The organism is Phytopseudomonas daroniae (assembly GCF_004327275.1).
GTDB classification, from domain to species: domain Bacteria; phylum Pseudomonadota; class Gammaproteobacteria; order Pseudomonadales; family Pseudomonadaceae; genus Aquipseudomonas; species Aquipseudomonas daroniae.
Genome location: NZ_QJUJ01000001.1, coordinates 360,173 through 378,915 on the forward strand (window position 1 = coordinate 360,173; position 18,743 = coordinate 378,915).

Below are 18,743 nucleotides of genomic sequence, written 5' to 3' on the forward strand. Positions count from 1 at the left end.
GCAGATTACGGGATCACCAGTGCGGCGGCCGCACGGCGACGGGCGCGGCCATTGGCAATGATCGCCAGCGCCGCGATGAAGGCCGGTAGGCCGAGAAGGGTGAAAAGTGTAGCCAGGCTTAAGCCGAGGCTGAGCACTGCACCACCGATCAGGGAGCCGAAAATCGCTCCGAAACGGCCGATACCAAGCATCCAGCTAACGCCGGTAGCGCGGAAATCGGTCGGGTAGTAGCCCGGCGCGAAAGCGTTCAGGCCGGTTTGCGCGCCACTCATGCAGAACCCCGCGAGAGTCACGCCAATTACCAGCAGGCTGGATTCGAGGCTCATCGTACCCAGCGAGAGAATGCACAACCCGCCCATGACGTAAGCCGTGGCGATGACATAATTGGGGTTACGCTTGTCCATGATCCAACCGACCACAATGGCACCAATGGTACCGCCGATCTGGAACAGCCCGGTGATGGACGCCGCTCGTTCGATGGACAGTCCACCATCGCGCAACAGGGTCGGCATCCACCCCATGGTCAAATAGATCACTAGCAGGCCCATGAAATACGTCGTCCACAGTGCCAGGGTTCCCATACGATAACGCTCAGAGAACAACATGCTAATGGGCGCCTTGCCTGGAACCTCCGGCTCGCTGACAGTGAAGCGAGTGCCTTCGGCGAAGCGTCCGCCGATGTTGCTCAGCGCCGCGGCGATCTGCTCGGCCGGAGCCTTGCGAGCGGCGAGAAAGCGTGCGGACTCAGGCAGCAGCAGCCAGAGCAACGGCACCAGCAGCAACGGCAGCACCCCGCCTGCGAGCAGTACCGAGTGCCAGCCGAAATTCGGAATCAGCCACGCCGCCACGAAGCCACCGAGGCCGGAGCCAAGGTTAAAGCCGGTGAACATGATGGTGATTAGAAACGAACGGCTACGCTCGGGCAGGTATTCAGACAGCAGCGTCGTGGTGTTTGGCAGCGCCGCGCCCAGGGCGATGCCCGCCAACAGGCGAAGCAAGGCGAGTTCGATAGGCCCGCCGGCGAAGGCACATGCTACGGTCAGTACACTGAAGGACGTCACTGCAGTGAGCAGCACCTTCTTGCGCCCGATCCGGTCGGCGTAGGGGCCGGCAGTCAGCGCGCCGATTGCTAGACCAACCATGCTGGCACTCATCACCGGGCCGAAAGCGGTACGTGACAGATCCCATTCCTGCATTAGCGAAGGCGCGATGAAGCCCATTACGGCGACATCGAAGCCATCGAACAATACGATCAGGAAACACAGGGAGAGGATAAGCCACTGATAAGCTGAGACCGGTTGACCATCGATCCAGTCTTTCACATCGACAGATTGCTTGAGCATTCGCATTCACCTAGTTGTTCTTGTAATGGTGAGCATTTCGAAAGCGCGCACGAGTGGCGTCGATCAATCGAAATCACCTCGCCGTCGAGCGGCGTTGAGGTCGAATGTAAGCGCTTGGCAGCATGTCCGGCCTCTGGGAAATCCTTAACCGGGTATCTGTTTTATTTATTTCGTACTTGCACCAAAGATACGGAAGACACGGATTCGGCATGTGAGCATGGGTAGCCTCCTGTGTGGATGAGGCGTCCGCTGCGCTATTCGGGGCGGGCACGTCATGCAGTAAGCATGCGCTCGGTGGATGCTGCTGCCATTGACGTTAAGCGTCGCGACCTCCATGGAGGCCTGAGAAGGCTGCTTTGTGATCCCGAGCCCGTCCTAAGCTCATCGGCGTACTCATGGGTATTGCAGCCGGCCCTCGAGGCCAGGCGCTGGACAATGCCAGCCAACTCGCCCCATCACAGCCGAAAGTGTTGATGAATGGCCTGGGCGAGCAACTCGATCGCCTCGTTGGTTTGTGCTGTCGATGAGCGCAGGAACACGACCTCATGCTCGGGTACGTGCGGCAAGCCGTCGAGAATGCGCATGCTGTCGGAGACGCGCGCACGGTCTATCAGAGTGATGGCGAGACCTGCTTCCACGCAGGCCTTGATGGCCTGACTCGAGGGGCTGTCGAGCACGACGCGCCACTTGCGCCCACTCTGCTTCAGCGACTCCAGCATCGCACTGCGGTAAGGGCAATCCGCTGCATGGACGGCAAGTGGCAATGGATCACTCCACTCGAACAGGCTTATCGCTGCACCGACCCAGACCGGGGTAGTGGCGACGAGAACGTGCGCCTGCTCGCCCTCTTGCCCCTTGGGCTGGGTCATCAGCGCGGCGTGTAGCTTGCCACGCTGTACGTAGTCACGCAGTGAGTGGCTTGGCGCCGTTTTCACTTCCAGCACGACGTTGGGCCAGGCTGCCGCGAAAACCGGGAGGATGTCGCGGATGACGTGCGCTGCATACTCATCAGGCATCCCCAGCTTGATGCGCCCGACCAGGCGCGGGCCATGCAACTCCGCGAGCACTCGGTCGTGGGTGGAAAGCAGATCGGTTGTCGAGGTCAGCAATCGTCTGCCCAGGGCCGTGAGCCCCACCGACTGATTGTCGCGATCCAGCAGACGCCCTCCAGCGACGGCTTCGAGTCGCTGGATGTGGACGCTGATGGCCGCCGGGCTCTTGTGAAGCTGCTCGGCGGCGGCTTTGAACTTGCCGCTGCGCGCCACCGCGTGAAAGGTACGCACCAGTTCGATATCGAGAACACCACTCATGATTCAAAAAATCCGAATTACTAATCAAACCAATTTTGATTTATTAGACTAACCGCATTCCTTAGCCTGCGCATACACCCTTCGTCTCCTGGACTGTCATGCCCGGCCAACACTCGATGCGTATCTGGCACAGAACCATTCCCCTGCTGCTTCTCGAAGCCGGATTGGTGCTGGCCTGGAGCTCAGGATTCGTGGGGGCACGGTTCTCCATCGATCACGCGCCGGCCATGCTGGTGGTGTTCTGGCGCTGCGTACTGGTCACGCTGGTGCTGCTGCCATTCGTATTCAGGCAGTTGCGCCAGGCGTCGCCAATTGCACTGTTGCACAACGCCGGCATCGGCTTTCTGGCGATGGCTGGATATCTCGCTGGCGTCGTTCAGGGCATTGCCATGGGCGTTCCGGCAGGGCTTGTAGCGTTGCTGGCCGACCTGTTGCCGATCGGCGTAGCCGTGCTCGCGGCTGCGGCCTTCCGGCAACGGCTCTCTTGGCGTACCTGGGCGGGTTTGACTATCGGTTTGGCGGGCGTGGTACTGGTGACCTCCGACGCCCTGGCCTGGGGCAACGCGCCGCTCTGGGCTTACGGCTTGCCAGTGCTCGGCATGCTGTCGCTTGCCGTTGCCACGCTGTGGCAGAAGCGCTCGAACGCATCAACTTCGCTGGATCTTCTTACCAACCTGTGGCTGCAGTGTTGCGTTTCCAGCATTGCCTTCGCTCTGCTCACCGCCATGGACAGCAGCCTGAAACCGATACCTTCGACGGGGTTTGCAATGAGCGTGCTGTGGACAGCCGGCATTTCGACACTCGGCGGTTACGGGCTCTACTGGGTGTGTTTGCGTCGCTCCACAGCAACGCGAGTCGCCAGCGTACTGTATCTCAGCCCGGCAGTGACCCTGTTGTGGGCCTGGGCCATGTTCGATGAACCCCTGTCCTGGCTGATGGCGCTTGGTACGGCCGTGTCTGGCGTGGGGATCTGGATGGTCGTTCGCAGCGAGCCCATCGAGAGGCGATAGGAGCTGCCTTGGGTAGGCAGCTCCACTGCGCGCAATCTACTCGAAATGAACCCCTGTACTGTCCACTCACGGGGTCAGTTTCTTCAGCGGGTAGATGTCGTAACGGCTGGATTTACCTTCCAGGGCATAGCCCGGCTTGGCGCCCTCGATGATCGGTGCCTTGCGTGGGCGTTTGACCACCACACGGTGGCTGGCCAGTCCGAGGGCCGCCTCGAGCAACGCGGGAGCGTCAGGGTCATCCCCCACGAAGGGGCGGAACAGGCGCATTTCCTTCTTCACCAGCGCACTCTTGTCGCGATGGGGAAACATCGGGTCGAGGTAGATCACCTGGGGGGCTTCCTCCTGCCAGGAGGCCATGATCGAGATGGCATTGCCCTGCAGCAAGCGCATGCGGGCGACGATGGCCGCTACCTCGGCATCAGCGGCAGCGCGCTGCAGGCCATCCTCCAGCAAGGCGCCGATCAGCGGCTGGCGTTCGATCAGGCTGATGGTGCAGCCGAGGCTGGCCAGCACGAAAGCGTCGCGCCCCAGCCCCGCGGTGGCATCCAGCACGCGAGGCCGGATGCCTGGCTGAATGCCGACGGCCTTGGCGATCATCTGCCCGGCGCCGCCACCGAACTGACGTCGATGAGCGACCGCGCCCTCGACGAAATCCACCCGCACCGGCCCTGGCGCCTGGGGGCCAAGTTCGACCAGTTGCAGGCCGCCCTCGCCTAATTGCAGCGCGAACTCGGTCTCCCCTTCCACTGGCAATCCAAGGCGCTGCGCCCACTGTTGCGCGGCCTCATGCAGATGCGGCGCGAGGGCCTCCATGCGAATGCGCGCGGCGGGCTGTTTTTCACTCATTACGGATCGTCCATCGATAACAGTAGAGGGCACCTCTAAAAACGTAGGCGAGGCAGTCAGCACAAGGCAAAAACAGGTGAAAATGCGGAGTTTACTGGCTGTAAATGAGCATTTGAGCCTGTTTTTAACGCAGTGATGACAACGCAGGTAGTTTTTAGCGGTGCCCTTGGGGCTCAACTCAGGCCTCACGCGGCCGATACCCTGTATATGCGATAGTTTGCCAGAGCCAGCCGTTCGATGTTCAACGTCATCTCCCGTATTCCTGGTGACTCCCAGGTTGCCTCTCAAAAAACCGGAACGTCCTCCAGCGCCAGCTCGGCGCTGTATGACCAGATTCTGCGCAGCGTGCTGCTGTCGATGGAGACTCCGGCGACCAACCCACTCACGTCGCCAGTACCAGTGGACGAGACGCACTGGCGGGAAAATCGCACGCTGGAAGACGTGATGATGCAGCGTCAGTTCGTCTGTTCGGTGAACGATATCGACAATGCCGTCACCCTCGATCAGTTGGCGCTGCAACCGCAATCGCTGGCAGTGCCTGGCGAAAGCGAACACGGCAAGACCGACGAGCTGCTCGAGGAATCACTGGATCCCTGGGAACTGCTGCTCGGCCGCCTGACGCTGCAACAGCGCCTGGCAGGTTGATCGGTCAGCGACACATCCGGAACATGCCCATATCCAGATGAAAATGATCGCGGTGCGCCGCGTTGTAATCTGGCCCCAACGTGGTGTTGAAGCTGTCACAGGCCGCCTGCTGCACCTGACGCAGGAACAGTGATTTTTCGTCGCTGCCCGGCCAGTCGCGCAGCACGCTGATACGGCGGCCATCGGCCAGGCGAAAGCCGACGATATCCAGGGCATTGGCCGAAGCGTGCTGGCTGCGCCGCTGACTGCCGGCAATGCTGCGACAGGCGAAGCTGCCGACATGGTCGACCTGCGTGACGCGCTGCCCAAAGCGCTGCTGTGCGGCCGGCTGCAGACCATGGTGCTCGAACAGCGCGAATGCCGCTGCTACCGGGCAGGTGGCGATGAAGCTGCTGCTCAAGCGCACATCGCTGCCCTGCACCCGCACCGTGTTGGTCAGCGGGCAATCGGCTGAAGGCGTGCTGTCCGCCAGCGCCACGTAGCGCAGCGATGAGGTGTCCAGCACCCTGCGGCACAGTGCTGGATCGTTCTGCAGGCGGCCAAGCTTGTAGCTCGTCAGCCAATTGGGCGCATCGCGCAGATCCAGCGGCGCCCAGGGGTTCCAGCGCGGCGGTACGTCGATCCACTGCCGGTACAACGCCAGCGGGCCACCCACCACGACGAACAACAGCAGCGCGATCAGAAAACGGCGCATGCTCAGCCGCGAAACAGATCGTTGATGCGATCGAACGCCAGCGCCTCCTGCGCACCGCGCAGGTCACCGGAATCGGCCAGCACCGTGGCGGCTTGCAGAAAGGCGCCATAGGCCACCCGCGCCAGGTTGGAGCCCAGGCTGACACGTTTGACGCCAAGCTCGGCCAACTCGTCCAGCGACAGCCTCAGACCTGGTGAGCCGACCAACACGTTGACCGGTCGTGGCGCCACCGCCTGCACCACCGCATGAATCTCGTCGCGCTGGGTCAGGCCCGGTGCATAGAGCACATCGGCTCCGGCCTCGGCGTAGGCCACCAGACGGCGGATTGTGTCGTCCAGATCCGCGCGGCCGTGCAGGTAGTTCTCTGCACGCGCGGTCAGGGTAAAGGGGAAGTCCAGGCTACGCGCAGCGGCGACCGATGCCCGGATGCGCTCCACCGCCAACTCGAAATCATAGATGGGCGCGTCGATGCGACCCGTTGCATCCTCGATGGAGCCGCCGACCAGTCCGACCGCTGCGGCCAGCCGCAAGGTCCGAGCACATTCCTCGGGGCTGTCGCCGTAGCCGTTCTCCAGATCCGCGGCCACCGGCAGAACCGTAGCGGCGACGATGTCACGGGCATTGGCCAGCGCTTCATCACGCGATACCGCGCCCTCGGCATCACGCCGGCCCAGGGAGAACGCCAACCCTGCGCTGGTGGTCGCCAGCGCCTGGAAACCCAGGTTGGCGAGCATCTTCGCCGAACCGGCGTCCCAGGGATTGGGCAACACCAGCAGGCCATCCTGCCGATGCAACTGGCTGAAGCGTTCGCCGAGGCGCTGCTGTGTGGACATGCGGAGTCTCCCTGAAATCTGGCCGATGTGCTCGGGTCAGCTCGCAGGGTATCGGAGTTTTCCAGCAGGGGAGAAATTCACTGTTTTGTCAGCGGGATATGAGTGGGCGCTTTCAACCTTGCGGTCGCATGCCCTGAGACAGGCCCAACACCAACCAGAGTAGATTCTGACTGGCCTGCGCCTGAGCAGCCGAGATGCGCTTGAGATCAGGGTTGGCACAATAGCTGCGCCCATGGCTGCTCACCACGCCATGGCCAGGCTCGTACCAGGAAGCAGCCGCTGCCACCGATACACTGAGCGCCGCGACGAGGAACAAACCTCGCGCTATTTCTAATCTCATGATTGCAATCTCTTGATGGCGCTGCAAACGCCGTCTGCTAACACTAGATCACGATAAGCCGTTGCAACTTTTCTCAAGACGAACGGTATACCGCCACGGCAGTCGCCAGAAACTACAGATAAAAAAACCCCGCGACAAGCGCGGGGTTTCTTCTTGGAGCAGGTGCCGGGTGGCTTACATCATGCCGCCCATACCACCCATGCCGCCCATGTCCGGCATGGCCGGAGCGGCCTTGTCGTCAGCCACTTCGGCGATCATCGCTTCGGTGGTGATCATCAGGCTGGCGATGGAGGTGGCCGCTTGCAGTGCCGAACGGGTGACCTTGGCCGGATCGAGGATACCCATCTCGATCATGTCGCCGTAGACACCGGTGGCAGCGTTGTAGCCGTAGTTGCCGCTACCCTGCTTGACCTTGTCGACCACTACGCTCGGCTCGTCGCCAGCGTTGGCCACGATCTGACGCAGCGGCGCTTCGACAGCGCGGCGCAGCAGAGCGATACCGACGTTCTGGTCGTCGTTGTCGCCTTTCAGCTCGGAGATAGCCTGCAGAGCACGTACCAGGGCAACACCGCCGCCAGGTACCACGCCTTCTTCGACGGCTGCGCGAGTAGCGTGCAGGGCGTCTTCAACGCGGGCTTTCTTCTCTTTCATCTCGACTTCGGTACCGGCACCGACCTTGATCACGGCAACACCGCCAGCCAGTTTGGCCAGACGCTCTTGCAGCTTCTCCTTGTCGTAGTCGGAAGAAGTGTCCTCGACCTGCTTGCGGATCTGCGCAACGCGGGCTTCGATGTCGACCTGCTGGCCAGCACCGTCGATGATGGTGGTGTTTTCCTTGTTCAGGACAACACGCTTGGCTTGACCCAGGTGCTCCAGGGTGGCGCTTTCCAGGCTCAGACCGACTTCTTCAGAGATGACGGTACCGCCAGTGAGGATGGCGATATCCTGCAGCATGGCCTTGCGACGATCACCGAAGCCCGGTGCCTTGACGGCAGCGACCTTGACGATACCGCGCATGTTGTTGACTACCAGGGTAGCCAGCGCTTCGCCTTCGACGTCTTCAGCCACGATCAGCAGCGGACGACCGGCCTTGGCGACAGCTTCCAGCACCGGCAGCATTTCGCGGATGTTGGAGATCTTCTTGTCGACCAGCAGGATCAGCGGGCTGTCCAGCTCGGCAACCATGGTGTCCGGCTTGTTGATGAAGTACGGGGACAGGTAGCCACGGTCGAACTGCATGCCTTCGACGACGGACAGTTCGTTTTCCAGGCCCGAGCCTTCTTCAACGGTGATCACGCCTTCTTTACCGACTTTTTCCATGGCTTCGGCAATGATGTCGCCGATGGAGTTGTCGGAGTTGGCGGAAATGGTACCGACCTGAGCGATGGCCTTGGTGTCGGCGCACGGCTTGGACAGCTCTTTCAGCTCTTTGACGATGGCGATGGTGGCCTTGTCGATGCCGCGCTTCAGATCCATCGGGTTCATGCCGGCAGCGACGGCTTTCAGGCCTTCGTTGACGATGGCCTGAGCCAGAACGGTAGCGGTGGTGGTGCCGTCACCGGCAGCGTCGTTGGCCTTGGACGCAACGTCCTTGACCAGTTGCGCGCCCATGTTCTCGAAGCGATCTTTCAGTTCGATTTCTTTAGCGACGGAAACGCCGTCCTTGGTGATGGTCGGAGCGCCAAAGCTCTTTTCCAGAACCACGTTGCGGCCTTTCGGGCCCAGGGTAGCTTTAACGGCATCAGCCAGGACGTTCACACCGGCGAGCATTTTCTTACGGGCGGAGTCGCCGAATTTAACTTCTTTAGCAGCCATGGAAATTGATCCTCAATTCTTGACGGTTAAACGGAGATTCGCGGGAAATCAGGCTTCGACAACAGCGAGGATTTCGTTCTCGCTCATCACCAGCAGGTCTTCGCCGTCGACTTTGACGGTGTTGCTGCCCGAGTAAGGGCCGAAAACCACTTTGTCACCGACCTTGACGGCCAGCGCGCGGACTTCACCGCTATCCAGAACGCGGCCAGTGCCAACAGCAACGATTTCGCCCTGATTCGGCTTTTCAGCGGCCGAGCCCGGCAGCACGATACCGCCAGCGGTTTTGGTTTCTTCTTCGCTGCGACGGATCACGACGCGGTCATGCAAAGGACGAAGCTTCATTGTCGATCTCTCCCAATAGTTGTTGACTTCAACCGGTGCTCTCACCGGCAGGATCATGGCGTTGCGCATTACACGTAACGCCGAAATATGTTTCAGCGCAGATACGCTGAAAAACCTTGCGGTGACCGCTACATAAGGTCGAACAAGAGCAATTCAAGGGCACGAGGCGAATTTTTTTACCCCATGGAGCATACCGTTCGCCTACGCAAAAACACCGAGCCCCAGTCTAGCGTGGCCAGAACCGGGGCTCGTTTGTATCCGATGCACTCAATCAGTCGCGACGCTCGTACTCGCCCTCGAGCACGTTAGGCCGACTCGACCCAGAGCCTGGCTGGCCGTTACGGGCAGCCAGGTCGTCAGCGAAGGCACGCTGGCGCGCCGCCTGCTCGGCAGCGCGGCGACGCACACGCTCGACCAACCTGCGGCGGGTAAACGGAAGCAGGCAGAGCACGCCGATAACATCACTGATGAAACCCGGAAGCAGCAGCAGGCCGCCACCTACGGCCATCATCAGCCCTTGCAGCACTTCCTGATCCGGCATTTCGCCACGGGCCAGCCTTTCGCGGGCACGCCAGGCGGTGGTGATACCGGCAATACGCAGCATCAGGCCACCGAAGATCGACGTGGCGATCACCAGCGCGATGGTCGGTAATACACCGATGGCGCTGCCCACCGAGATCAGCACAGCCAACTCGAGGATCGGGAACAGCAGGAACAACAACATGAAAATGCGCATCACGGTTTCCTTGACGGAAGAACGACTTCCAGTAGGAGAGAAATATGGGGTATTGCGCTTAATTCAAGCTGAAACCTCACCGCCGGTCGGCCAGGCATCAGCCCGTGCCAGGCGCACCAAGGCTTCGCGCACCTCCCCGGCAGTGTTACAGGATATTGGAAAAGCCAGCCAATACAGGCTTTGGCCGATGCGCAGGTGAAAACCTTCGCTGTCGATGCCCACCATCTGCGCCGGCTCCGTGGCTGGCAACCCGCACAGCGCGACATAGTGCGCGATGGCGTCGGTATGGTCGCTGTTCATGTGTTCGAGCATACGCCGCTCACTGTCACCCGCGAAGGTATTACCCTGGGCCACCTGATCGAGCCAGTGAATCGCACCGAAGCCACCGATATACCGCCAGCGCACCGGCTCCAGGCGCCAGAAATCGAAGTCGTGGGCATCGTGATAACCGTGCGACTAGGGGAAGTAACGGTAATAACGCTCGGCGGCCGCTTCGATTTCAGACGCTTCAGTGAGCATCTTCGCCTCAGCCAGCAGGGTCAGGCGGCCAACCGCCTGCACGTCCTCGGCGCCGCGCTCACCAACCAGCAGCGAGCACTTGCCATCCGCCTTGAGGTTACGCGTGTGCTGGGCGATTCGGCTGATCAGGATCAGCGGCCAGCCCTGGGCATCCAGGCAATAAGGCACCACCGAGCCGAAGGGAAAGCCGGGCATCGCCCTGGAGTGAGTGGACAGCGCTGCGCGGTACTCCTTGAGCAACAACTCCCGGGCCTGTCGCTTGGCTTTTTCGCTCACGGGGTGACTTCCTCTGCATGGATGGGCCGAACATCGGATTAGAATAATCGCTAGCGACGGCATCCTGCTCGACTCAATTGAAGGGGATTGGCATGCAACTCGAAGATAAGGTCATCATCATCACCGGCGGCGGCCAGGGGCTCGGACGGGCCATGGCCGAATACCTCGCGGAAAAACGCGTACGCCTGGCACTGGTCGATCTCAACCAGGAAAAACTCGACGAAACCGCTGCCGCCTGCCGGGCGCTGGGCGTTCAGGCCCGCACCTATCTGTGCAACGTGGCCAGCGAGGAACAGGTGACTCAGACCATCGCCCAGATCGCCGAAGACTTCGGCTCGATCAATGGCCTGGTCAACAACGCCGGCATCCTGCGCGACGGCCTGACCATCAAGGTCAAGGATGGCGAAATGAGCAAGATGAGCCTGGCGCAGTGGCAGTCGGTGATCGATGTGAACCTGACCGGCGTATTCCTGTGTACCCGGGAAGTGGCGGCGAAGATGATCGAGCTGCAGAACGAAGGCGCGATCATCAATATTTCTTCGGTCTCACGGGCTGGCAATATCGGCCAGGCCAATTACTCGGCCGCCAAGGCCGGTGTCGCAGCCGACACCGTGGTGTGGGCTCGCGAACTGGCTCGCTATGGCATCCGTGTAGCCGGCGTGGCACCAGGCTTCATCGAAACCGACATGGTCGCCAGCATGAAACCCGAAGCTCTGGAACGCATGACCTCGGTGATTCCGCTGAAGCGACTGGGCAAACCTCGGGAAATCGCCCACTCGGTGGCGTACCTGCTGGAGAACGATTACTTCACCGGGCGTATTCTCGAACTCGACGGCGGCGTACGCCTGTAACACCTGATCGCCCATAAGAGCCTGTTCACGATCTTTGTGCACTTGGCAAACAGGAACCCGTATCCCTATAGATCGGCGGCAATGTGGCGGAAGCGGCCGGTCGTAGGATGGGTGAAACCCATCGGAAATTGATGGGTTTCACCCATCCTACGGGCTGTAGAACGTAGCCTGGATTAGCCGCAGGCGTAATCCGGGGCCGAAGGCCGTGATCCATGGTTCAACGCGAATCACCGACCGGCTGCTTCCGCCTTTTTGCTGTCATTGCTCGAAAGATCGTGAACAGGTTCTAAGAAAGGCGGGGCTTTTTCGTAGAGCGTCTCGCAGGCTATGTTACCAGCCCACGCCGAAGCCGACGGTGTAACGGGTTTCGTCTTTGTCGCCGTCCGAACCGCTGACCTGATCCTTCGAGGCCTTCATGTTCAACGAGGCCCAGTCGGTGACCTTGTAACGCAGGCCCACTGCGGCATCCAAAGAGTAGTCCGCGGCGCCCGCCAACGGCTTGCCCACTTCACCGGTACTGAACAGCTCGAATGTCTTGCCGACCAGGTAACGGTTGTAATCCCATCTCATACTGATGGCGTAGAAGTTATCCTTCTCGCCATTGGCGTACTGATAGTCGGAGCGGTTGAACAGGCCGGCCACAGAGAAGGCACCCAGCTCGTTGTCCCAGAACTGGTAACCCGGACCGGTACCGACGGTACGCTGGCGGGACAAATCCTCGACCTTGTCGCGTTTGTACTCCAGGCGCCCCTGCCAGAACCACTGTTCGTCGAGGAAGCGGTCGAGAGCGTACTCGGTGCTCCAATTGTCGGTGCTGACCACATCGTTCCTGAGCTCGCGGTTGTAATCCACCGTGGCGTTGTGACGCCATTTGCCGTGACGCGCCTGGGTCTTGAAATCGATGTCGTAGTCATCGGTGTCGTTCTCGGCGCGCTTGTAGTCCATGGCCACGTCGACATTACCCTTCCACAGGAAGTCTTCGACGAAAGGCTTGGGCTTCATGATCTGCTTGATACTCGCCAATTCCACGGTCTTCGGCGCATCGCCGTTGGCCAAGGTAACCTTGCCGGCGTCAGAGGCCTGCAGGGATTTGGCACGCTCGCCAGTCACGTCGTTTTCCTTGACCAGCAACTCCTGCTCACTGTCGAGGGTCGCGATCTTGCTCCAGTCCAGAGGGATGGAACCGCCATAGTCGGTTTCCAACAGCAGCTTGCCGCCGTCGAGAAGCTTGATGGTTCCGGTCAGTCGATCGCCGTTCTTCATCCAGACGGTATCGGCCATCAGCGGCATCGCGGCGGCACTGAGGCTCAGGCACAACAGGGTTCGAGTAAACATAAGCGGATGCTACTGCTCCGGTTCGCGGTAAATCGGGCATTATCCGCATACCCGTTATATGAGCAAGAAATGACCGACGGAATTCGTGCGAGTTCAGGGTTGGCCGGCGAAATACCGCTCCAGCCGACCTTTCATGCCGTCAGGAGCCTCTCATGACCACAAGACAAGCGGCTTGCAGTACCTCGTTGGCCGATGCCGACCAGCAGGCCCGGCGTGATGCCTTGTACCTGGTACTCGCTCAGGTGCCGGCCGGCAAGGTCGTCACTTACGGCGAACTGGCCAGCATGGCAGGCCTCGGCCGCGCTGCACGCTGGGTAGGGCGCACCCTCGGCCAACTGCCTGATGGCACCGCCCTGCCCTGGCACCGAGTGGTCGCCGCTGGGGGCCGCCTGAGCCTGGGGGCCGATACGCCAAGCGGTGTTGAACAACGCGCCCGATTGCGCGTCGAAGGGGTGCTATCCCACAATGGCCGGGTGGATATCCGACGTCATGGCTGGCGCCCCCTGGAGCACGAGACCTGAAACCTCGGCGCGACCACGGCATAGCTGGCTTGCACTGACCCGACCCTAGCCCCTAGAGTGCCCATTTGTTCATGTTTCCTCCCTCCAGGCCGAACCCGTTCAATGCATCGTAAAAGCTGGCGCGACGCGATCGCCGCCTATTCCAGTCCTTCGACACTGGTTCTCCTGCTGCTCGGGTTCGCCGCTGGCCTGCCTTACATGTTGGTGTTCTCCACCCTTTCCGTGTGGCTGCGTGAAGCCGGCGTGGCGCGGGAAACCATTGGTTTTGCCAGCCTTATCGGCCTGGCCTATGCCTTCAAGTGGGTGTGGTCTCCACTACTCGACCAATGGCGCCTGCCGCTGCTCGGCAAGCTCGGCAGGCGGCGTTCCTGGCTGGTGCTGTCGCAGATACTGATCGCCATCGGTCTGGCCGGCATGGCGTTGTGCGATCCCCATACTCACCTGACCTGGCTGATCGCTCTTGCGGTGCTGGTGGCGTTCGCCTCGGCAACCCAGGACATCGCCGTCGATGCCTACCGCCTGGAGATCGTCGACGACTCCCGCCAGGCCGCCCTGGCAGCCAGCTACATGGCCGGCTACCGGGTCGCCGCGCTGCTGGCCACCGCGGGCGCGCTGTATGTCGCCGAGGGGCTTGGCTCCACCACATTGCTCTACCAGCACGCCGCCTGGGCCGGCACCTACCTGCTGTTCGCCCTGCTGATGCTGCCCGGCCTGCTGACCAGCCTGTGGATGAAAGAGCCCGACGTCTCCCTGAAAACCCAGCTGGCAGCCGCCAAGTACGGATTCAGCCACCAGATCGCCTCGGTGCTGGTGCTGATCGTGCTGCTGGTATCGGTACCGGCCATGTTCACCCAGCTGTACAACACCGATTTCCCCAGCCTGGTCACCGGCGAAGCCACCCTGCTGGATCTGCTGCTCGAAGATCGCGCCTTCCTGCGCGCCCTCCTCTACACCATCCTCACCTGCCTGTGCCTGTCCTCCTTTGGCCGTAGCGGTCTGGCACCGGTGCTGACACCGGTCAACGACTTCATCCTGCGCTACCGCTGGCAAGCCTTGCTGCTGCTCGGGCTGATCGCCACCTATCGTATGTCCGATACGGTCATGGGCGTAATGGCCAACGTGTTCTATATCGACCAGGGTTTCACCAAGGATCAGATCGCCAGCGTCAGCAAGCTCTTCGGGCTGATCATGACTCTGCTCGGCGCCGGTGCCGGCGGTCTGCTGATCGTGCGTTTCGGCATCATGCCGATCCTGTTCATCGGCGGTGTAGCGTCGGCGGCGACCAACCTGCTGTTCCTGATGCTGGCTGGCATGGGCGCGGATCTGCAGATGCTGATCTTCACCATTTCCGCCGACAACTTCAGCTCCGGGATGGCCACCGCAGCCTTTGTCGCGTACCTGTCGAGCCTCACCAACCTGAAGTTCTCGGCCACCCAGTACGCCCTGCTCAGCTCGATCATGTTGCTGCTGCCGCGACTGATCGGCGGTTATTCCGGGGTGCTGGTGGAAAAGTACGGCTATGCCGACTTTTTCCTGATCACCGCGCTGATGGGCATTCCAACCCTGATCCTGATCGCCGTGCAGTGGCATCGCCAGGGCGACCAGCCGATGGCCCAGAGCAGCGAGCCGGACAAGCCCAGGCCTGACCCCGGCGCATGAAAAAAGCCGACAGTCGTCGGCTTTTTTCATTTTTGGCAGGGCCGCTACGGGTCAGTCAGCCTTACCCTGCTGCACCACCTGAACCATCCGCGGTGGCTGCGCCAGCTCAACGCCTTCGGCACGCAGCCGATCACGCACGCTTTCGTTGAGCATGAAGATCACTGGCCAGTAATCGCCCGCCGACGTCCACATTCGCAGCGACAGGTTGATCGATGTCTCGCCCAGATTGGAAACCACCACCACCGGTGCCGGATCCTGATGCACGCGAGCATCCTTGGACAACTCCAGCAGCACTTCACGGGCCTTCGACAGGTCAGCGCCGTAGTCGAGCTTCACGTCGTACAGCACCTGGCGGGTATTGTGCCGCGAGTGGTTGGTGATGATGCCGTTGGACAGAGTGCCGTTGGGCACGATCACCACCTTGTTGTCGCCAGTGCGCAGCACGGTGTGGAAGATCTGGATGTAGTCGACCGAACCGGAAACGCCCTGGGCCTCGATGAAGTCACCAGCCTTGAACGGGCGGAACAGCATGATCAGTACACCACCGGCGAAGTTCGCCAGGCTGCCCTGCAGGGCCAGGCCGATGGCCAGACCGGCCGCACCGATCATGGCGATGAAGGAGGTGGTCTCCACGCCGATCATCGAGGCCACGCTGATGATCAGCAGCACCTTGAGCACGATGCTCGCCAGGCTGCCGATAAAGCTGCTCAGGGCACGGTCGACCTTGCGGCCATCCATCAGCGCGCTGATCTTGCTGGTCAATTTGCTGATCAGCCACCAGCCGATCAACAACGTGAAGATAGCCAGGGTCAGCTTGCCGCTGTACTGCAGCAAAAGCGGGATCCAGGCCTGCGACATGACGACCAACTGGTCGACGCTCATATCCATATGGCACTCCTTCTAAGGATTGAAACGAAAACGCCATGATCTGTCATGGCGTTTGCACGAGCGTTACAGAATGTGCGACGCCATTGCCGCGCCTGGGTTCCATAATCAGCGACGCGCCAACAGGCGTGTACGCTCTTAATCGCGGAAGTTGTTGTACTGCAGGGGCATCCCGAAATCCTTGCCGCGCAGGGAGGCGATGCACTCCTGCAGGTCGTCACGCTTCTTGCCGGTGACCCGTACCTGCTCACCCTGAATGGCGGCTTGCACCTTGAGCTTGGCGTCCTTGATGTGCGCAACGATCTTCTTCGCCAGCTCCTTGTCGATGCCTTCGCGAAACTCGACCTCCTGCTTGACCACCTTGCCGGATGCATAGGCATCCTTGGTCTCCATGCACTGACTGTCGATCTTGCGCTTGATCAGGCAGGAGCGAATGATATCGAGCATCTGTTCAAGCATGAAATCGGCTTCGGCAGTCAGCGTGACGGCCTTGTCCTTGGCCTCGAAACTGCATTTGCCGCGCAGATCGAAACGCCGCTCCAGCTCCTTGGCCGCGTTGTCCAGGGCGTTGGTGAGTTCGTGTTTATCCAGCTCCGACACCACGTCGAACGAGGGCATGGAATTACTCCTGATAAAAGGCGCGATCCTGATGGATCTCTCATTCTCGATCTACTGCGCATGGACCCGGCTACGCTAACCTTACAGCCGTTATCCGGGCTGATAATTGCGTCTAGCTGGGCGCCAGTTCGCGAGATCGTGAATAAGTTCTCCGAAACCGCGCGGATGGCTTGACGATAAAATTGGCGCGATCATTATATCCGCTCTGATACAGACCGTTCGGCGTTGTATTGGTTACTCCCCTCCCTCGACCCGTTTTCTTGCCAGCGAGTACCATCATGCCCAACCCCCATCTCAGCATTCTGGTGGTGGACGATGCCAAGTTCTCCAGCGCCATGATCGGCCGTGCGCTGAGTCAGGCTGGTTATCAAGACATACGCTTCGCCAGCAGTGCAGCCGAAGCCATCAGCAACCTCGAACAACGCCCCGCCAGCGTGCTGCTGGCCGACTGGTTGATGCCGGAAATGGACGGTCTTGAGCTGACCGGGCGAGTGCGTCAACTCGACGAATCGGCCGAGCACTACACCTACATCATCCTGCTCACCGGCAAGGAAGGCGAAAACGTGCTGAACGAAGCCTTCGACCGCGGCGTCGATGATTTCATCAGCAAATCGGCGATGAACGAACAACTGCTGCCGCGGGTGTTCGCCGCCGACCGCCTGTGCAACACCCTGCAGCGACTGCTTCAGGAAAACGCCCTGCTGGTGCAGAACATCACCAGCCTGGAAGAGCGCAATCTGGTCGACCCGCTGACCGGTCTGGGCAACAGCCGTTACCTCAAGCAGAAACTCGCTGACAGCCTGCGCCAGGTGGAGTCGCGTGGTGGTGCGCTGTGTTACCTGCTGATTGGTCTGCAGGGCGTCGACGAATTGCGCAGCCGTCATGGTGCGGCGTTCTACAACGAGCTGCTGCGCAGCGTCGCCCGGCGCCTGCAGCAGTTGGTGCGGCCGCTGGATGTACTGGTGAGCCTGGACGACCGTCACTTCGCACTGATCACCCTGCTCGAAGATCTCCACGAGTGCTCACCGAGCAGCTTCAAGCGTCTGCACGAAGGCCTCAACCTCAAGGCCTTCAAGACCAGCGAAGGCTTTATCTCCCTCAAGGCCGGTATCGCGGTGGTCGGGATGGACGCCAAGGCGCTGCCCCTGGAACCGCAACAGCTGCTCGACCTCGCTACCCGCCTGCTTCCCGAAGCCCACTCCAGCGGCCGGGTCACCGCCGTACGCCTGCCCCCCACATGAGCTGGCACGTGCTCGGTGCAGGCAGCCTGGGCAGCCTGTGGGCCGCGCGCCTGTTCCGGGCTGGCGTGCCGGTACAACTGATCCTGCGCGATGAAAAACGCCTGGCGTCCTATCGTCAGGCTGGCGCGCTGACCCTGGTCGAGCAGGGCCAAGCCAACCGCTACGTGCTCCCTGCACACAGCCTCGACGACGACACACCCATCCCGCGTCTGCTCCTTGCGTGTAAAGCCTATGACGCAGCGAGCGCGATCGAGCGCGTCGCTCATCGCCTCGCCCCTGCCGCCGACGTGATCCTGCTCCAGAACGGCCTGGGCAGTCAGGACGAGGTGGTCGACCTGCTACCAGGCCGTCGCTGCCTGTTCGCCTCCAGCACCGAAGGTGCCTTTCGTACCGATGACTGGCACGTGGTGTTCGCCGGCCAGGGCCATACCTGGATCGGCGATCCAGCGGACGCCACGCCGCCGGCCTGGTTGGCCGATTTGCAACACAGCCACATTCCTCATACCTGGAGCCCGGATATCCTCGCGCGGCTGTGGCGCAAACTGGCACTCAACTGCGCGATCAACCCGCTGACCGTACTGCACGGCTGCCGCAACGGCGAGCTCGCGGCGTACCGTGAAGACGTCGACGGCCTGTGTGCGGAGCTGACAAGTCTGTTACGCGGCTGCGGCCAGGCCGCAGCGGCCGAAAACCTCCAGGACGATGTCTGGCGGGTGATCCACGCCACCGCCGCCAATTACTCATCCATGTACCAGGATGTCGCCCAGGGCCGTCGCACCGAGGTCAGTTACCTGCTCGGTTATGCCTGCGCGGCGGGCGCCCGAGCGGGGCTGCAACTGCCGCAATTACAGGCCGTGCAGCAGCGCCTGCTCGCCCACCTGGACGCCCGCGGATTGCCGCGCCATTGAGTCACGCGCTAACCTG

General features: G+C 61.2%; 18 protein-coding genes and 2 pseudogenes. 7 read left to right on the top strand and 13 right to left on the bottom strand.

What is annotated here, in order from left to right; all coding sequences use genetic code 11:
• Window positions 1-5: 5 nt before the first annotated feature.
• Together DNK10_RS01740 and DNK10_RS01745 are read right to left on the bottom strand one after the other, a co-directional pair.
• Complete coding sequence (locus DNK10_RS01740; protein WP_131190395.1) at window positions 6-1,343, bottom strand: MFS transporter; 1,338 nt, start codon at window positions 1,341-1,343, stop codon at window positions 6-8.
• Between the two features lie 455 nt (window positions 1,344-1,798).
• Window positions 1,799-2,653 (bottom strand): LysR family transcriptional regulator, encoded by an 855-nt coding sequence (locus tag DNK10_RS01745; protein ID WP_131190396.1) that lies wholly within the window; start codon window positions 2,651-2,653, stop codon window positions 1,799-1,801.
• Window positions 2,654-2,751: 98 nt separating this feature from the next.
• On the opposite strand from DNK10_RS01745, the gene DNK10_RS01750 reads away from it, so the two are divergent.
• On the top strand, window positions 2,752-3,663 hold the full coding sequence (locus DNK10_RS01750) for a DMT family transporter (RefSeq protein WP_131190397.1): 912 nt from the start codon (window positions 2,752-2,754) through the stop codon (window positions 3,661-3,663).
• A gap of 66 nt (window positions 3,664-3,729) precedes the next feature.
• Here DNK10_RS01750 and DNK10_RS01755 read toward each other — a convergent pair whose 3' ends face one another.
• Window positions 3,730-4,509, bottom strand: coding sequence for a class I SAM-dependent methyltransferase (locus DNK10_RS01755; RefSeq protein ID WP_131190398.1), 780 nt, complete (start codon window positions 4,507-4,509; stop codon window positions 3,730-3,732).
• A 237-nt stretch (window positions 4,510-4,746) separates the two neighbouring features.
• Between DNK10_RS01755 and DNK10_RS01765 the strand changes: the two genes are divergently transcribed.
• Window positions 4,747-5,154, top strand: coding sequence for a hypothetical protein (locus tag DNK10_RS01765; protein WP_131190399.1), 408 nt, complete (start codon window positions 4,747-4,749; stop codon window positions 5,152-5,154).
• Between the two features lie 4 nt (window positions 5,155-5,158).
• Here DNK10_RS01765 and DNK10_RS01770 read toward each other — a convergent pair whose 3' ends face one another.
• From DNK10_RS01770 to DNK10_RS01800, 7 genes and pseudogenes are all read right to left on the bottom strand, one after another.
• On the bottom strand, window positions 5,159-5,848 hold the full coding sequence (locus tag DNK10_RS01770) for an extensin-like domain-containing protein (RefSeq protein ID WP_131190400.1): 690 nt from the start codon (window positions 5,846-5,848) through the stop codon (window positions 5,159-5,161).
• 2 nt (window positions 5,849-5,850) lie between these two features.
• Complete coding sequence (locus tag DNK10_RS01775) at window positions 5,851-6,681, bottom strand: isocitrate lyase/PEP mutase family protein (protein ID WP_131190401.1); 831 nt, start codon at window positions 6,679-6,681, stop codon at window positions 5,851-5,853.
• Between the two features lie 112 nt (window positions 6,682-6,793).
• Window positions 6,794-7,021 carry a hypothetical protein gene (locus DNK10_RS01780; protein WP_131178862.1) on the bottom strand — a complete coding sequence of 76 codons (228 nt, stop codon included), beginning with the start codon at window positions 7,019-7,021 and terminating at the stop codon, window positions 6,794-6,796.
• Window positions 7,022-7,195: 174 nt separating this feature from the next.
• Window positions 7,196-8,836: a chaperonin GroEL gene (gene groL, locus DNK10_RS01785; protein ID WP_131178861.1), complete on the bottom strand. Its 1,641-nt coding sequence runs from the start codon at window positions 8,834-8,836 to the stop codon at window positions 7,196-7,198.
• A gap of 48 nt (window positions 8,837-8,884) precedes the next feature.
• The gene (locus DNK10_RS01790; protein ID WP_042554944.1) at window positions 8,885-9,178 is read right to left on the bottom strand and encodes a co-chaperone GroES; all 294 of its coding nucleotides are present in this window, start codon (window positions 9,176-9,178) and stop codon (window positions 8,885-8,887) included.
• Between the two features lie 271 nt (window positions 9,179-9,449).
• Entirely contained in the window at window positions 9,450-9,914 is a 465-nt protein-coding gene (locus tag DNK10_RS01795) for an FxsA family protein (RefSeq protein ID WP_131178860.1), read from the bottom strand.
• A 63-nt stretch (window positions 9,915-9,977) separates the two neighbouring features.
• Window positions 9,978-10,709: pseudogene (locus DNK10_RS01800) on the bottom strand (HugZ family pyridoxamine 5'-phosphate oxidase).
• A 92-nt stretch (window positions 10,710-10,801) separates the two neighbouring features.
• On the opposite strand from DNK10_RS01800, the gene DNK10_RS01805 reads away from it, so the two are divergent.
• Entirely contained in the window at window positions 10,802-11,560 is a 759-nt protein-coding gene (locus DNK10_RS01805) for an SDR family oxidoreductase (protein WP_131178858.1), read from the top strand.
• Between the two features lie 330 nt (window positions 11,561-11,890).
• On the opposite strand, the gene DNK10_RS01810 is transcribed toward DNK10_RS01805, so the two are convergent.
• Window positions 11,891-12,895, bottom strand: a complete 1,005-nt coding sequence (locus tag DNK10_RS01810) for a DUF481 domain-containing protein (protein WP_131190402.1) — start codon at window positions 12,893-12,895, stop codon at window positions 11,891-11,893.
• Between the two features lie 152 nt (window positions 12,896-13,047).
• On the opposite strand from DNK10_RS01810, the gene DNK10_RS01815 reads away from it, so the two are divergent.
• Both DNK10_RS01815 and DNK10_RS01820 read left to right on the top strand, forming a co-directional pair.
• On the top strand, window positions 13,048-13,416 hold the full coding sequence (locus tag DNK10_RS01815) for an MGMT family protein (protein WP_131190403.1): 369 nt from the start codon (window positions 13,048-13,050) through the stop codon (window positions 13,414-13,416).
• Window positions 13,417-13,518: 102 nt separating this feature from the next.
• Entirely contained in the window at window positions 13,519-15,075 is a 1,557-nt protein-coding gene (locus DNK10_RS01820) for an AmpG family muropeptide MFS transporter (protein WP_131190404.1), read from the top strand.
• Between the two features lie 51 nt (window positions 15,076-15,126).
• On the opposite strand, the gene DNK10_RS01825 is transcribed toward DNK10_RS01820, so the two are convergent.
• Window positions 15,127-15,963 carry a mechanosensitive ion channel family protein gene (locus tag DNK10_RS01825; RefSeq protein ID WP_131178854.1) on the bottom strand — a complete coding sequence of 279 codons (837 nt, stop codon included), beginning with the start codon at window positions 15,961-15,963 and terminating at the stop codon, window positions 15,127-15,129.
• A 135-nt stretch (window positions 15,964-16,098) separates the two neighbouring features.
• Window positions 16,099-16,578, bottom strand: coding sequence for a YajQ family cyclic di-GMP-binding protein (locus DNK10_RS01830; RefSeq protein ID WP_131178853.1), 480 nt, complete (start codon window positions 16,576-16,578; stop codon window positions 16,099-16,101).
• A gap of 269 nt (window positions 16,579-16,847) precedes the next feature.
• On the opposite strand from DNK10_RS01830, the pseudogene DNK10_RS01835 reads away from it, so the two are divergent.
• Window positions 16,848-17,819, top strand: a pseudogene (locus DNK10_RS01835) (GGDEF domain-containing response regulator); the annotation flags it as partial.
• Complete coding sequence (locus DNK10_RS01840; RefSeq protein ID WP_131190405.1) at window positions 17,816-18,727, top strand: putative 2-dehydropantoate 2-reductase; 912 nt, start codon at window positions 17,816-17,818, stop codon at window positions 18,725-18,727. The pseudogene DNK10_RS01835 and the gene DNK10_RS01840, both read left to right, overlap by 4 nt.
• Window positions 18,728-18,743 lie beyond the last annotated feature (16 nt).